Genomic DNA, 14,727 nt, shown 5'->3' with positions numbered 1-14,727 from the left:
TGCGAGAAATATAAGATATAAAGTATGGGTACAAAACTTATACTTACTTATATTGCACATAGAAATACCCGTTAACTTCATAGAACCAGGGGTGCTGGAATTGGCCGGCTGAGATTGTATCCCACAAGATACTGACCCTTATACCTGATCTGGATAATGCCAGCGTAGGAATCGCCAATTGGTTCTGGTCCCTGTGACCTTAACTAACCTTGCGCCAAGCCAGCGTCCCGATCACTCGGGGCGCTTTTTTTGTAAGATCACTAAAAGATGTAGAAAAACGTACATACTACACTTTACGGTTCATGTTGTGAAGACGGGATTCTTGTAACCTTTAAGGAGAGAAGAAGACATGCACCTTAAAAAAGCACTTACGTTGTGCCTCACCTGTGTACTCATTCTTGCCATTGCCGGATGCGGCAGCAACAATGGGAATACAGCCGGAAACAAAGCAAATGCTACTGATCCAACTGCTGCGGCTGGGACGGATGCTCCAAAAGAGCTCACCAAAGTTAAAGTCGCACTCGACTGGACACCGAACACGAATCATACCGGTCTATACGTAGCTAAGGATCTTGGTTACTACGCTGAAGAAGGTCTGGACGTCGAGATCGTTCAGCCAGGCGCAGCGGGTTCTGATACTATGGTTACTTCTGGCGAAGCTGCATTTGGCATCAGCGCCCAAGAAGGATTAACACTAGCCCGTCTACAAGGCGTACCCCTTGTCTCGATAGCAGCTATTATTCAGCATAATACGTCGGGATTCGCCGCTCCAGTAGATCGCAATATTAAATCACCAAAGGATTTCGAAGGTAAAACCTACGGAGGCTGGGGCTCACCGGCCGAAGAAGCAGCCATGAAAGCCATCATGGATCCTGAAGGTGGCGATGTGAAAAAGGTGAAGCTGATCAGTATCGGTGAAGCTGATTATTTTACCGCCGTCAAACGTGACATTGATTTCGCCTGGATTTTCTACGCTTGGACTGGTGTTGAGGCTGAGTTGCGTGGCGAGCCATTGGATATGCTGTACTTAAAGGATTATGCGCCGCAGCTCGATTATTACACGCCTGTGCTGACGACGAGTGAGAAGCAAATTGCAGATCATCCTGATCTGGTGAAGGCCTTCATGAAAGCCACATCAAAAGGTTATCAATATGCCATAGATCATCCGGAAGAGGCTGCCGGTATGTTATCGAAGGCCGTTCCTGACCTGGACGCCGACCTTGTCCTAGCTAGCCAAAAATGGCTTAGCCCAAAATACAAGGACGATGCTGCCCGCTGGGGCGAGCAAAAAACCGAGGTCTGGCAAAATTACGGCGACTGGATGTATGATCTGAAGTTGCTGGATAAACCGCTGGATGCTGCTAGTGCATTCAGTAATGATTTTTTACCGGCGGAGTAAACAACAATTGTAATGAATTACTTCGTTATCAAAGTTGGCTTTTTGAACTTACCTTATAAAATGAGAGGATTGATTATTGTGGCTAACACCCTACTAAGCATTCAAGTAATTCCAAAAACTCCGAACAATGAGGATTCCATCCCATACGTAGATAAAGCGATTGAGGTCATTCAGAAATCCGGTGTTAAACATCAAGTGAATCCGCTGGAAACCACAATGGAAGGTGAGCTTAGCGAGCTGCTGGAGGTTGTGCGTCAGATGCAGGAGGCGTTGATCGAAGCAGGCAGTCCAAGCGTAATTTCGCAGATCAAAATCGCTCATAATCCTAACGGAATCAGCATGGATAAACTGACGGAGAAATATCGGCCGTGAGATCGACCTGGAAGCTAATATGGCCGCCCCTTGTGGCGGTCGTCTTCTTTTTAACCGTATGGCAGCTATCTGTATCTGTATTTCATATTGAATCCTGGATTCTGCCGAGTCCAGCTGATATTGCCCGTGAATCCACCAGTAACGCTTCTGGTCTTTGGGCTCATACGATGGCTACGCTGCGGCTCACTTTAATTGGTTTTCCCATTGGTACGGGGGTAGGCCTGATCGTTGCTTTGCTTTTGCATCTTTTGCCTTGGGCTAGACGGGCTTTTTATCCACTTATTATTCTGAGTCAAAATGTTCCCTCCATCGCGCTCGGACCCCTGCTCATTATCTGGTTCGGCTTTGGTCTTTTGCCCAAAATCGTGCTGATTACACTAGTATGTTTCTTCCCGGTAGCTGTCGCTGCGATGGGCGGTCTGGCCCAAAGTGATCAGGTCATGATGAATTATATGAAAATGGCTGGCGCAAGCAAGTGGCAAATCTTCACCAAGCTGGAGCTGCCCTCTTCTATCCCGGCACTATTTTCCGGCGTAAAAATATCTGCTACTTATGCGGTTATGGGCGCCGTGGTCGCTGAGTGGATTGGCGCGGATAAAGGTATTGGTTATTATATGCTCCTGCAGAAATCCGCATATCGTACGGATCGGATGTTTGTCGCTATTGTTATTATTGTACTTTTAAGTCTTGTACTCTTTGCTATTATTGCATTGCTGGAAAAATGGCTGGTTCGCTGGAAGCCGCGCCGTAACTCATAGAAAGGAAGATGCCTGTATGTCTCAAGCGACGCAAATGCAACACAGAACAACAGAAGTCATAAGCTCTCCTGAAGCTCATACCGTGGCACCCGCCCTTGAAGTGAGCGGCATCTCCAAATCTTTTTCCCATCGTCGCCGTGAGACGAAAGTTCTGAATAATGTCTCTCTCAAGGTAGAGCAACAAGAGTTCGTTTCGATCGTTGGTCCTTCCGGCTGCGGAAAAAGCACCTTATTCCATATGATTGGAGGCCTTGTGAAACCCGATGCAGGCACGATCCTCATGAACGGTAAGGCCGTTACAGGTCAACGCGGTGAAATTAGTTATATGCCGCAGCAGCCTGCGCTTTTTCCTTGGCGTACGATTGAGGATAATGTGCTGCTTGCTGGGGAGATCAAGGGCGCACTGCGGGATGGAGCCCGCGAGGAAGCGCGCCAGTGGCTAGCCAAGGTTGGGTTAAGCGGGTTCGAACATGCTTATCCGCATATGCTGTCTGGCGGGATGCAGCAGCGTGCAGCTTTTCTCAGAGCATTGCTCGCTCCTCAGGAGCTAATGTTGCTGGATGAACCTTTCAGCGCACTGGATGCACTAACTCGCAGTGAAATGCAGCGCTGGCTGCTTGAGCTGTGGGAAGAGAATCGCCGCTCTGTGCTGTTCATTACTCACAACATCGAAGAAGCGTTGCTGCTCTCTAATCGTATCTATGTATTTTCCGGCCGCCCCGGCTCCATTCTGCATACAGTCGATGTGCCGTTTCCGCGGCCACGCCGTGATGAGATTACGGACTCTCCCGAGTTCCTTAAGCTCAAACGCCAGTTGTCACAGTGGATGCGAGAGGAACAAGCTAAAAATAGGCAGCCGCTAGCTTAATCGCTAAGCTCTGTAAACTGATATCGCTGGTATAGCGGTGTCAGTTTTTTTATTTTGCAGCGATAAACTCCTACCCTATTTTCAATTAACGCGGATGTATCTGCTCAATTAAACAAATTTCACTCATCATAGTAGGGATCACATTAAATGTGTGGCGAAAACCGACTCCCTGTTGGTAATGGATAGTAACCGGGCGGGCTGGGGACATTCTACGGGATTTATACCGTTGATTTGCTGCTTCAGGCCGGATTCGGCTCAGTCTACGGGATTTATACCGTTGATTTGCTGCTTCAGGCCGGACTCGGCTCAGTCTACGGGATTTATACCGTTGATTTGCTGCTTCAGGCCGGATTTGGCTCATTCTGCGGGATTTATACCGTTGATTCACTTCGTCGGGCCGGATTTGGCTCATTCTGCGGGATTTATACCGTTGATTTGCTTCGTCGGGCTGTATTGCACCCGATCTAGGGCATTTTTGCCCTTGTTTTGCCACTTCGGGCTGAAATGCAACGATTCAAGGGCATTTTTGCCTTTCTTTTGCCTCTTCGGGCTGTATTGCACCGATTCTAGGGCATTTTTGCCTTTCTTTTGCCACTTCGGGTTGAATTGCACCCGATCTAGGGCATTTTTGCCTTTCTTTTGCCCCTTAGGGCTGTATTGCGCCCGATCCAGGGCATTTTTGCCTTTCTTTTGCCACTTCGGGTTGTATTGCACCCGATCTAGGGCATTTTTGCCCTTATTGTTCCTCTTTAGCTTTTAGTTTGAATAAATACGAGGCTATGGCATCAACCAGAATCGGTGTTGTTTATTATTATTAATTTGTTTAAAGGTCACAGCTATAGTCGCACTTACATTCTACTCACTACTCTTACACATACTCCCACTACTCACTTTTACTCCTACTCCTTCCTCAATTCCACTACTGACTACTCACTCTTGCTCATACTCCTCACCTTACTCCCACTAATCTCTCTTACTCTTCCCCCTACTCCTTACTTCCTACTCTCACATCTGCCCCCTCCTCCTCTCCCACCAACCGAACCTAAAAAAGGCCCCCATAAACGAGGCCTTTTCTTCATTTCCTAATCATAGCTCGGAACACGAATTTGGGCAGCACTGCCTGTCTGCGCCATCGCGACTTTTGTCCCTTCGCAACGGGAGCGAACAAAAGTCGATGCAACCACTCCAGATTGAGTTTTTTCCATAGCGCTGGTGCAGGAGTAACTTTTCCCGCTATTACATCCAAGCTGCCCCCCACGCCAAAAACAACTTTTACCTGCGCAAGCTCCTGTTTGTGCTTATATACCCATTTGTCAGAGTATGGCGCACCCATCGCAACGATCAGGAAATCTGGCTGTGCGCGCTGTATTTCTGCTACAATGGCAGGCTCCTCTTCCTTGGTAAGAAAACCATTATGTCTTCCTGCAATCTTCACATTCGGATATAACTCCGTGATCTTTTCGACCGCTCTACAGCTGGTAAGCTCATCTGTTCCCAAGAAATAAAAACTCCAGCCCAAGCTATTTCCTTGCTCCAAAAGCTCAAGAAGCAGCTCATATCCAGTTACCCTCTCAGCAATAGGATCGCCTTTTCTTTTTGATGCCATCACAATGCCAATCCCGTCAGGAGTGATTAAATCCGCTTCTTGAAGTATGGTTCGTAGCAGCTCGTCCGATTGACTTGTTATCGTAATTTCCGGGTTAGCCGTGATCAAATGGAAAAGTTTCGATTCCCCAGATTGAATATGTTTTGTTAGATGAAGTGTTGTCTCATGTAGTGTTAGTTTTGAAAAGGGAACTCCTAATATTGAAACTGTCCCGTCCATATAATCACCTCTCACTAAAATTCCACTTCAATATACCTTACCATAATCAAGAGGAGGAAGGGGAGTCATTTAAGTTACTTAATCACCACAGCTACTCTACTCACCCAAACACCCTATAGCTCCACTCACTCCTCCATAAACTTCCACCACTCTACTAACCAAGGTTCATCGATCCCCCGCATGCGGAAATCCTCTACAAGTATCTTCCGGAATCGTTTTTCCATTTTGACAAAGTTATTATCCTCTTGGTACATAGGAGCAAAGGATTCATCATCTCTAATAAAACTCCAAAAATCGCCCGCACACTCCATAATCTTTCGGCCGACAGCCGTTTGTTTGGCTACAGGTACCAGCCATTTGTCATAGGGGTAGGGGTAACCTTCAATAGTAATGGCACAGCGTAATGCTTCTTTATAAAGAGAAACCGCTAAAAATAAAATAGGAAAGGCGTCGCCACGCACTACAGGATTATCTAAGCTTTTGGCATAACTTCGTAACTGTATGTATGAATTCTTACGAAATCTCATTAGGACTCCAGGTTGGAGGGGCACATAGGCATCAAAAAGTGACTTTACATCCAATCGGTCATAGTAGATATAAGAAATAGAAGCATTCCACAGCCATTCCATATTTCCGCTCATTAACGCCGCTTTGATTTCTGATATTTTATGCAGTGTGTAATGTCCGGTCTTGCCGCTGGGAAGTCGTAAATCCATAAAAAAACTACTTTGCTCCGGGATCAGCCCCGCTTGCTCGAACCGATGATTAATGCTGCTATAATACTCGTCCTGACAAATAATGATTACATCCACATCCGACTGCTCATCCACCACACCAAGTGCGGTCGATCCATCAAGGAGAATACTTACCCGCTGACTCTCCTCTTTCATTAACGGATGATTTAGAATTTCTTGTGTGATATACTGCCCAATTTTCTCTAATAATTCGCTATGAACCTGCATCTTATCAGGTGTTAATAAAATATCCGACAACACTGATTTCACCATTTCAACCCCAACCTCCAATCAATCTCAATTTCTCAAAAAATAAAACGCTTACACCTAACCTAATATTTGGATAATGGAGTACCATTCTACACTCCTAATATATATCTTGCAAGGATAAATGAAGTACCCTTTTGCCTAAGCCTAAATATAATGAAGTATCTATTTACTTGGAAAGGGGTAAAAGCATGGCGCAGCCAAAAGTGATTGCTACAGTCCGCTCTGCCGGACCGATCGGAGATATAAAAGTAAATGTCGTCACGAATCGAGTATACTTTGTAAACCCAGACACCGAGGCTGGAACTATCGGGGTATTGGAGGGCAGAACTAATCGCATTATCGCTCGGATCCCTGTAGGAAGACTGCCGTCTCAGCTCGGAATCAACCCCCAAACCAACCGGATTTATGTACCTAACTTCCGTGACGAAAACGTATCTGTCATAAACGGGCGGACAAACCAGGTAATCAAAACTGTCAAAGTAGGCCGATTCCCAGACAATATCGGAGTAAATGTTCGAACCAATCTGATTTATGTAACTAGCGCATTCGGAACCCTATTCGTCATAGACGGGAAAACAAATCAGGTCCGTAAAAAGATTGAACTCGGTGGACGCCCCTCCAGAATTGTTATCAATGAGCTTACCAACCGTGTCTATGTGACCAATACAGTAAATGATAGCGTCACCGTCATTAACGGAACTACACAGGCGATCATTGCGACAATAAAAGTCGGAAGTAACCCCGTGATAGCGCCAGCACTTAATAAAATTACCAATCGTATTTATGTCGCTAATAACTTGAGCCGGTTTCTTTCTGTGATCAATGGCCGAACCAATAAATTGTTGCGTAATGTACAGCTGGGACGTTTGCAAAGTGAGGTCGTTATAAATCCGCTGACGAATCGTATTTATGTCTCAAGTGCACAAGTGGAGGGTAAGGGCAGGCTGTTTGTCATAGATGGGCGCAACAACAAAATTATAACCACAAAGGTGTTGCCTACCTCCTCCAACACGATTATCAACCCGAATACAAATCATTTATTTGTTGGTAATTTTGATAAGAATCATATGTCCGTTTATAACGCCACCACGTTTAAACGGCTCGCAAGATTCTCCTCCGTATCAGGCAGCACTGTGCTAAACCCGCTCACAAATAGAATTTATGTAGGTGGAAACGACTCCATAACGGTCATTCAAGATGGACCAAGACTCACTCAGAGTTCTATTTTTAATTAAGACAAAAAGACGCCCACCATAGGTGAGCGTCTTTCTACATATCAAATTACATCGATCTAGCGGATGAAACTTGTTTAACAGCCACTTTTTCCTCGACTGTTTCTGTATCCTTAGGCTGTATCCCTCTTTTTATGAAGAAAGCTAGGATAAAGGCAATAATGGCAACGCCTACTGACACTAAGAACGCATCATTAATTCCTTCGATCGTTGCTTTTGCGATGACTTGGTTTTGAATGCCAAGCAATTGCTCTGCAGAAGGCTTAGCCGTTAATTTACTCACAGCTTCAGCTACCATATCTTTGACATGTGATGTGGTACTGTTAGACATAATCGTTACAAGCAGCGCCCCGCCAATCGCCCCGGAGACTTGCTGAATCGTACTGTTCATGGCTGTACCATGTGGTGTATATTTAGCCGGGATGGAGTTCAGACCATTGGTCATCACAGGCATCATAACCATTGAAATCCCGAACATTCTCACAGAATACAAAATCATAAGTGTCGAATATTTCGTTGTCTCAGTTAGATCACTAAAGAAATACGTACTGATCACTACGATAGCCAGACCGATTAACGCCAAGACTTTGCCGCCGAATTTATCGAACAATTTACCTGTGATTGGAGACATAACCCCCATAATCAACGCACCAGGCAACATTAGGAGTCCCGAATCCAGAGGTGAAATACCTCTAATATTTTGCAGGTAAATCGGCATTAACATCATGGCTGAGAACATCGCCATATTCAGTGTAATCGAAATCGCTGAGGATAAAGCGAACATCGGATATTTGTACACTCTGAAGTTAAGCATAGGCTCCTTCATCTTCATCTGGCGCATAATGAATATCACTAAACCAATAACCCCGATAATAAGGGTGGAGTAGACCATTGGATCATCCCATCCTTTATTCCCAGCGGAACTGAAGCCGTATAGAAGACCCCCGAACCCAATCGCTGATAGAACTACGGATAGAATATCAATTTTAATAGCCACATCTTTTTTAGGATCATGCAGTTTGAAGAAGGCAAGAATGAACACCAATACGGCGATCGGTGCAATCATAAAGAACAGCACAGGCCATTCATAATGCTGAATAATCCATCCTGAGAGTGTAGGACCAATGGCTGGTGCAAAAATCATAACCAAACCAAACATCCCCATGGCCGAGCCACGTTTTTCAGGTGGAAATGTGGTGAACAATACATTCATTAATAATGGCATCATAATCGCGGCCCCTGAGGCTTGGACCATTCTCGCAATCAATAATACAGGGAAACTTGGAGCAAAGCCTCCAATGAAGGTCCCTATTGCAAATAATCCAATGGCGATTAGGAATAATCGTCTGGCTGTATACTTTTGAATTAAAAAGGCCGTTGAAGGAATCATGATCCCGTTCACTAACATATAACCCGTCGATAACCACTGTACCGTTGAGGCACTGACATCAAAATCCTTCATAATCGATGGTAAAGCTATATTGAGCAAGGTATTACTCAGTAAAGCAACAAATGCACCAATCATAAGGATTGCCAAAATCCCATAGGACGCTTTACTTTCTTTCGTTTTCATTTTGGAATCCTCCATTCTATAATCATACCGTCGGTTCAATTTTGAACTTATGTTACAATGTAGAATATATTACTCTTATATTTACTGCTTGGCAAGTCAGAATTCATTTAAAAACTAAATTGTATTAAGTGGAAATATAAGCTAGTCTATTCTACGTGAAGTGTTTTTTTGCACAAAAGAGTCCAGCTTAAAGGGGCACCTAAGATGATAAATAAACGGAAAGAGCAAGTGATTCAAAAAGCACATGAATTATTTATTGAAAAAGGCTACCACGCCACATCCATACAGGACATTCTGAATCACAGCCGGATCTCCAAAGGATCTTTTTATAATTATTTCCCTTCCAAGGGGGATCTCTTTAAAGCTGTATTCACCTCTATTCATGACCAGCTGGAAGAAGGCAGAAATGGCCTGCTCATTGGCCAGGACCCCTCTGACATTGATATATTCGCTAAACAAGTTCAACTGGTTATGAAAATCAATAAGAAAAATAAATTGTTGCAGCTGGTTGAAGATGCCCTGGTCTCCAATGATCCGGACTTAATTACGTTCATCAAAAAAACTAAATTCACCTTATTAACCTGGGTGCATGAACGGTTACTGCATATATTTTCTGAAGATAAAAAACCCTATCTACTGGATGGAGCCATCATTTTTACAGGCATCTTGCAAAATATGCTGCAAATTAACAGTGCCATGAACGAAGTCATTACCTCTCAACAAATCATTAATTATTGCACTACTCTTATCCAGACGATTGTTGAGGATGTAAGCGAAAAAGGAATCCAGCTTATCTCCCCCGATCATGTAGGGAAACTATTGCCTGTTGCTGAATACACTGATTTTTTTAATAATGATCTATCGTTTGCGACCGTAAGCTTAAAAAAAATCATTGATAAATCATTCGCCGCCGATGATCCTAGCCTGTCCAATGCACTGAAGCTGTTATATTTTATCCAAGAAGAGATCATGAACAACAAGGAACCAAGAGAGTTCTTAATCGAAAGCGCCCTGCTCTCCTTGAAAATGTGCCCTCAGTTTAATGAAACGAAGGAATTTGCACATTATCAGACAGTGTTATCTGCAATGCTCTAAGCACAATCAAAGTATGGCTTCAATCATTTAAGCGTATTCTAAACGCAAGGCACGAAACTAAAAGTGTGGTGACCGATTTGTTCAAGCTTTTATTAATCGAAGATGATACAACGCTGTTTAATGAGATCAAAGAACGGCTTACGCAGTGGTCTTATGATGTATATGGCATTCAAGATTTCAACAATGTTACGCAGGAATTCACGGAAATCAAACCTGATTTAGTGATAATTGATATCCAATTACCCAAATTCGATGGATTTCATTGGTGCAGAATGATTCGCTCTCACTCTAATCTGCCGATTATCTTCTTATCCTCTCGGGATCATCCGACAGATATGGTGATGTCCATGCAGCTGGGAGCCGATGATTATATCCAAAAGCCCTTCCATTTCGATGTACTCATTGCCAAGGTGCAAGCCATTCTCCGGCGTGTGTACAATTACAATACGGATAACATTGAACTCAAAACGTGGTGCGGAGCTACCGTCGATTATGAGCGGAATTCAGTGACCAACGACACGGGAACGATTGAGCTTACCAAAAATGAGATTTTCATATTGAAATTGCTCATTGAGAAAAAGAATAAAATTGTCACCCGCGAGGAATTAATTAATAGCTTATGGGACGATAAGCGCTTTATTAGCGATAACACCCTTACCGTCAACGTAAATAGGCTGCGCAAAAAGCTCGACGAGCTTGAATTAGGGGCGTTTATTGAGACGAAGGTTGGACAAGGGTACGTAGCCATTGAAGAGGATTCTCTATGATTAAAAAGTACCTGCTCGAAAGACTCGGTTGGATTTTGCTTTTTCTCTTTGTACATCTATTTATGCTCTTTATCACCTTTATGGACCCGACCATCCCCCTGTCTTCAGTGCTCTATCTGGTCTCTTTATCGATGATTTTTTTCGTAATTTTTCTAGTCATTCGCTATCCTAAGGAAACCAGATTTTATAAAAGCTTAAATGAGCGGGACGATGATCTCGATCTGACAAGCATCGCTCTTGCCGAAAGTCCTTTTGAGAAAATCATCGAAGAGAGCATCACCAACCAAGTGAAATTGTTAAAGCGGACTGCTTCAGACAATTTAATGAATTTGGAGCAAGAGAAGGATGAGCTGTTATCCTGGATTCATGAAGTAAAGACTCCACTGACCGCAATGCATCTAATGATTGAGCGTATAGAAGATGATGTTATGAAGGGGCACTTGACCTATGAGTGGCTGCGTATTCACCTGCTGCTGGATCAGCAGCTCCATCAAAGACGGATACCATTTATTGAAAACGACCTGTACATGGAGCAAATCGATATAGAAACGCTTATTTTTAGTGAGATTAAGACATTACAATCTTGGTGTATTCAGAAGGGAATCGGCTTTGAGTTGAACTTAGAAGCTGCTGAAGTGCTTAGTGATGCTAAATGGCTGGCTTTTATCCTCAGACAACTCCTAACCAACGCCGTAAAATATAGTGAGGCTTCTGATATTACAGTGAATAGCTACCAGCAAACTGAACATATCGTTCTTGAGGTGAAGGATTGCGGGCGCGGGATAGATCCGAAGGACCTGCCGCGCATCTTCGACAGAGGGTTTACTTCCACTACTGTACATCGCGACAATGCCGCCACAGGCATGGGCTTATATTTAGCTCAGAAAGCAGCTCAATCCTTACTCATCATCATCGGGGTTCAATCCAAGCTCGGAGCGGGATCAACATTTACGCTAACCTTCCCACTCAAAAATGAATTCGTTAAAATCTCAAGCATGTGACAACAATGTCACATGCTTTTATATTTTGTTCGGGCAATCGCAGGATAAGAACAATAAACTTTTTTATAATAAAGCTATACAAGAAGAAACGAAGGAGTGAATCATTATGGCAATTCTAGAAGCTACTAAAATTCATAAAAGCTATGGCAATAAATTAAACAAACAATCCGTGTTAAGCGGACTCGATATTCGTATAGAAGAAGGCGAATTCGTTGGCATCATGGGGCCTTCCGGTTCAGGTAAAACCACCCTACTCAACGTACTCTCGTCGATCGACAAAATCAGTAACGGATCTATTACCATCGAGGGCAATGAAATCTCCAATATGAAAGAGAAGCAGCTCGCTGAATTTCGCAAGAATCATTTAGGTTTTATTTTTCAAGAATATAATCTCTTGGACACGCTGACGGTAAAGGAGAACATCCTGCTGCCACTATCCATTACCAATACACCCAAGAAAGCCGCCAATCAGAAATTCGAAAGTCTCGCAAAGGAATTGGGGATTTTGGAATTAAAAAATAAGTACCCCAATGAAATCTCTGGCGGTCAAAAACAACGTACCTCAGCAGCTCGTGCCTTCATTCATGATCCAAGTATTATTTTTGCTGATGAGCCTACCGGGGCGCTGGATTCTAAATCCGCTTCTGATTTATTAAATAAGCTAATTGAACTCAATCAAAAACGAAGAGCAACCATCGTTATGGTTACACATGATCCAGTGGCTGCCAGTTATTGTAGTAGAGTTATTTTTATAAAAGATGGAAAAATCTATACGCAACTAAATAAAGGAGAACAATCAAGACAAGTTTTCTTCAATGACATTATAAAAACACAGGGTGTATTAGGCGGTGTGCAGAATGAGCATTAATGTATTAATGATTCGAAATCTGCGAAAAAACATCCGAAATTACTACCTATACGTGTTTGCGCTAGTTTTTAGTGTGGCCTTATATTTCGCCTTTGTCACCTTGCAATATGATCCCTCGATGGATGAGCTGGAAAGCTCTATCAAAGGGGGCGCAGCCATCACGGCTGCCTCGGTTTTACTAGTTGTAATTGTCTCTATTTTCCTGTTGTATGCTAATACGATCTTTATCAAACGACGCGGCAAAGAAATTGGCTTATTTCAGTTAATTGGAATGACCAAAAATAAAATTTTCCGCATTCTTTCGGCAGAGAACTTTATCCTATATTTCGGTTCCTTGATCCTAGGGATATTAGTAGGCTTTTCTATCTCAAAATTGATCCTCATGATCTTATTTAAAATAATGGGGGTCGATGCTATAGCCTCCCTTCATTTCTCTATCGAAGCTTTGATTCAGACATTGATCGTATTCTGTGTGATTTATCTTTTGATCATGCTGATGAATTATGGATTTATTAAAAGACAAAGTATCTTATCCTTGTTCCGGGTGACCTCAACAACAGAAGGTACAGTGAAAAAGTTATCCTTCTTTGAAATGATCATAGGGATTGTCGGAATTGGCCTAATCCTACTGGGCTATGTGCTCTCCTCTAAATTACTTACCGACGACGTAACCTCAATGAATCAATTGGCTATATCCATGATTACTATTTTGGGATCCGTCATTATTGGGACCTATCTATTTTATAAAGGCTCGGTAAGTTTTATTTTTCATATCATTCGTAAGCGGAAAAACGGCTATCTGAACATTAGAGAGGTTCTATCTCTTTCCTCCATTATGTTTCGCATGAAATCCAATGCCGTATTATTGACCATCATCACAACGGTATCGGCACTAGCCCTGGGTTTATTATCCCTTAGCTACATTTCCTTTTACTCTGCTGAGAAAACTTCCAAGCAATATGTCCCAACGGATTTTGTATTCACGAATGCCCAAGAGGCTGAACAATTTACAAAGATCCTAACGGCAAATGATTTAGTATTTACAGAAAGAAGGACCCAAGTCCTTCAGATCGATGTAGATGTTGAAGAGATTCTTGTTAAAAAACCGGACGGAGACAATATGTTTTCAAATATTATGACCCTGGCGATCATAAGTGAAAATGCACTTGAAGACGTTGATCTAACTCCAGATAAAGCTTATTTTACGAAATCAAGCAGTGCACTGGATAATTTTGTTACTATGAAAGATAAAGGTGCGATTGAACTCAAAGGGTTACATGAGGTTTTTCCACAGGATTATAAAAGATTAGATATCGAAAGTCCCATTTCAGGGTATTACACAGGTGGTGGCTTACCGGTTGCGGTTGTAGACGAATCGATCTTTAAGCGCTTAAAGAAGGATTTAGATCCTGCCCTTCAAAGGGGATCCTCCCTTAATATCGGGATTGATATGAAAGTCCGGGCAAGCGTTGAACAGGCAAATGAACTTTTCAAGACCTTGAAATTTGATGAGAAAAACAAACAAGACTCTCAATTAGAGTCGATAAAAGGTCAAAAACAAAATATGGGACTCATTATGTTTATCGTTGCTTTTCTGGGGTTAACCTTCTTGATTACCTCCGGATGTATTCTATACTTTAAACAAATGGATGAAAGTGAAAATGAAAAACCTAACTACACCATTCTGAGAAAGCTTGGGTTCACGCAAGGTGATTTGCTCAGAGGTATACAGATGAAGCAATTGTTCAACTTCGGTATTCCATTAGTCATAGGTCTGCTTCACAGCTACTTCGCCGTTAAATCCGGCTGGTTCTTATTCGGCACAGAGCTTTGGACACCGATGATTCTGGTGATGCTGTTATACACTGCTTTGTATTCGATCTTTGCAATATTGTCCGTCTTCTATTACAAAAAGGTAATTAAAGAGGCGCTTTAAAATAACAAAGGTGTTCCAAAAGCCATCAT

14 protein-coding genes and 1 riboswitch are annotated in these 14,727 nt (G+C 42.9%); of the genes, 11 read left to right on the top strand and 3 right to left on the bottom strand.

All coding sequences use genetic code 11. From position 1 onward, the window contains the following. Positions 1 to 77 precede the first annotated feature (77 nt). A riboswitch (TPP riboswitch) is annotated at positions 78 to 188 on the top strand. A 161-nt stretch (positions 189 to 349) separates the two neighbouring features. The 5 genes from MHI32_RS02465 to MHI32_RS02445 all read left to right on the top strand — a co-directional run bounded on the left by MHI32_RS02465 (position 350) and on the right by MHI32_RS02445 (position 3,865). After that, positions 350 to 1,399: an ABC transporter substrate-binding protein gene (locus tag MHI32_RS02465; RefSeq protein ID WP_076124596.1), complete on the top strand. Its 1,050-nt coding sequence runs from the start codon at positions 350 to 352 to the stop codon at positions 1,397 to 1,399. A gap of 78 nt (positions 1,400 to 1,477) precedes the next feature. After that, entirely contained in the window at positions 1,478 to 1,771 is a 294-nt protein-coding gene (locus MHI32_RS02460; RefSeq protein ID WP_036682688.1) for an MTH1187 family thiamine-binding protein, read from the top strand. Beyond that, complete coding sequence (locus MHI32_RS02455; protein ID WP_036682669.1) at positions 1,768 to 2,529, top strand: ABC transporter permease; 762 nt, start codon at positions 1,768 to 1,770, stop codon at positions 2,527 to 2,529. Before MHI32_RS02460 ends, MHI32_RS02455 begins: the two co-directional genes overlap by 4 nt. A 34-nt stretch (positions 2,530 to 2,563) precedes the next feature. Then, on the top strand, positions 2,564 to 3,397 hold the full coding sequence (locus MHI32_RS02450) for an ABC transporter ATP-binding protein (protein WP_312149659.1): 834 nt from the start codon (positions 2,564 to 2,566) through the stop codon (positions 3,395 to 3,397). Positions 3,398 to 3,628: 231 nt separating this feature from the next. Further along, a complete protein-coding gene (locus tag MHI32_RS02445; protein WP_312149625.1) occupies positions 3,629 to 3,865 on the top strand; it encodes a hypothetical protein in 237 nt (78 codons plus the stop codon). Positions 3,866 to 4,472: 607 nt separating this feature from the next. Here MHI32_RS02445 and MHI32_RS02440 read toward each other — a convergent pair. Beyond that, positions 4,473 to 5,222: a WecB/TagA/CpsF family glycosyltransferase gene (locus tag MHI32_RS02440; protein WP_312149627.1), complete on the bottom strand. Its 750-nt coding sequence runs from the start codon at positions 5,220 to 5,222 to the stop codon at positions 4,473 to 4,475. A 125-nt stretch (positions 5,223 to 5,347) separates the two neighbouring features. Continuing rightward, on the bottom strand, positions 5,348 to 6,229 hold the full coding sequence (locus MHI32_RS02435) for a nucleotidyltransferase domain-containing protein (RefSeq protein ID WP_340011840.1): 882 nt from the start codon (positions 6,227 to 6,229) through the stop codon (positions 5,348 to 5,350). A 185-nt stretch (positions 6,230 to 6,414) separates the two neighbouring features. On the opposite strand from MHI32_RS02435, the gene MHI32_RS02430 reads away from it, so the two are divergent. Further along, positions 6,415 to 7,461, top strand: a complete 1,047-nt coding sequence (locus MHI32_RS02430) for a YncE family protein (RefSeq protein WP_340011839.1) — start codon at positions 6,415 to 6,417, stop codon at positions 7,459 to 7,461. Between the two features lie 46 nt (positions 7,462 to 7,507). Here the strand turns inward: MHI32_RS02430 and MHI32_RS02425 are convergent, their stop codons facing one another. Continuing rightward, on the bottom strand, positions 7,508 to 9,031 hold the full coding sequence (locus tag MHI32_RS02425) for a DHA2 family efflux MFS transporter permease subunit (protein WP_076124605.1): 1,524 nt from the start codon (positions 9,029 to 9,031) through the stop codon (positions 7,508 to 7,510). A gap of 204 nt (positions 9,032 to 9,235) precedes the next feature. Here MHI32_RS02425 and MHI32_RS02420 point away from each other — a divergent pair, with 204 nt between their 5' ends. From MHI32_RS02420 to MHI32_RS02400, 5 genes are all read left to right on the top strand, one after another. Beyond that, entirely contained in the window at positions 9,236 to 10,126 is an 891-nt protein-coding gene (locus tag MHI32_RS02420; RefSeq protein WP_340011838.1) for a TetR/AcrR family transcriptional regulator, read from the top strand. Between the two features lie 77 nt (positions 10,127 to 10,203). After that, entirely contained in the window at positions 10,204 to 10,893 is a 690-nt protein-coding gene (locus tag MHI32_RS02415) for a response regulator transcription factor (protein ID WP_076124606.1), read from the top strand. Beyond that, positions 10,890 to 11,894, top strand: a complete 1,005-nt coding sequence (locus tag MHI32_RS02410; RefSeq protein WP_340011837.1) for a sensor histidine kinase — start codon at positions 10,890 to 10,892, stop codon at positions 11,892 to 11,894. The genes MHI32_RS02415 and MHI32_RS02410 overlap by 4 nt, the downstream gene beginning before the upstream one ends. 106 nt (positions 11,895 to 12,000) lie before the next feature. After that, complete coding sequence (locus MHI32_RS02405; RefSeq protein WP_340011836.1) at positions 12,001 to 12,762, top strand: ABC transporter ATP-binding protein; 762 nt, start codon at positions 12,001 to 12,003, stop codon at positions 12,760 to 12,762. After that, positions 12,752 to 14,698, top strand: a complete 1,947-nt coding sequence (locus tag MHI32_RS02400) for an ABC transporter permease (protein WP_340011835.1) — start codon at positions 12,752 to 12,754, stop codon at positions 14,696 to 14,698. Before MHI32_RS02405 ends, MHI32_RS02400 begins: the two co-directional genes overlap by 11 nt. Positions 14,699 to 14,727 lie beyond the last annotated feature (29 nt).

The organism is Paenibacillus sp. FSL H7-0690 (genome assembly GCF_037980415.1).
GTDB classification, from domain to species: Bacteria; Bacillota; Bacilli; order Paenibacillales; family Paenibacillaceae; genus Paenibacillus_AQ; species Paenibacillus_AQ odorifer.
Note: the sequence above shows the minus strand (reverse complement) of the source record. Positions and strands in the feature narration are given on the sequence as shown.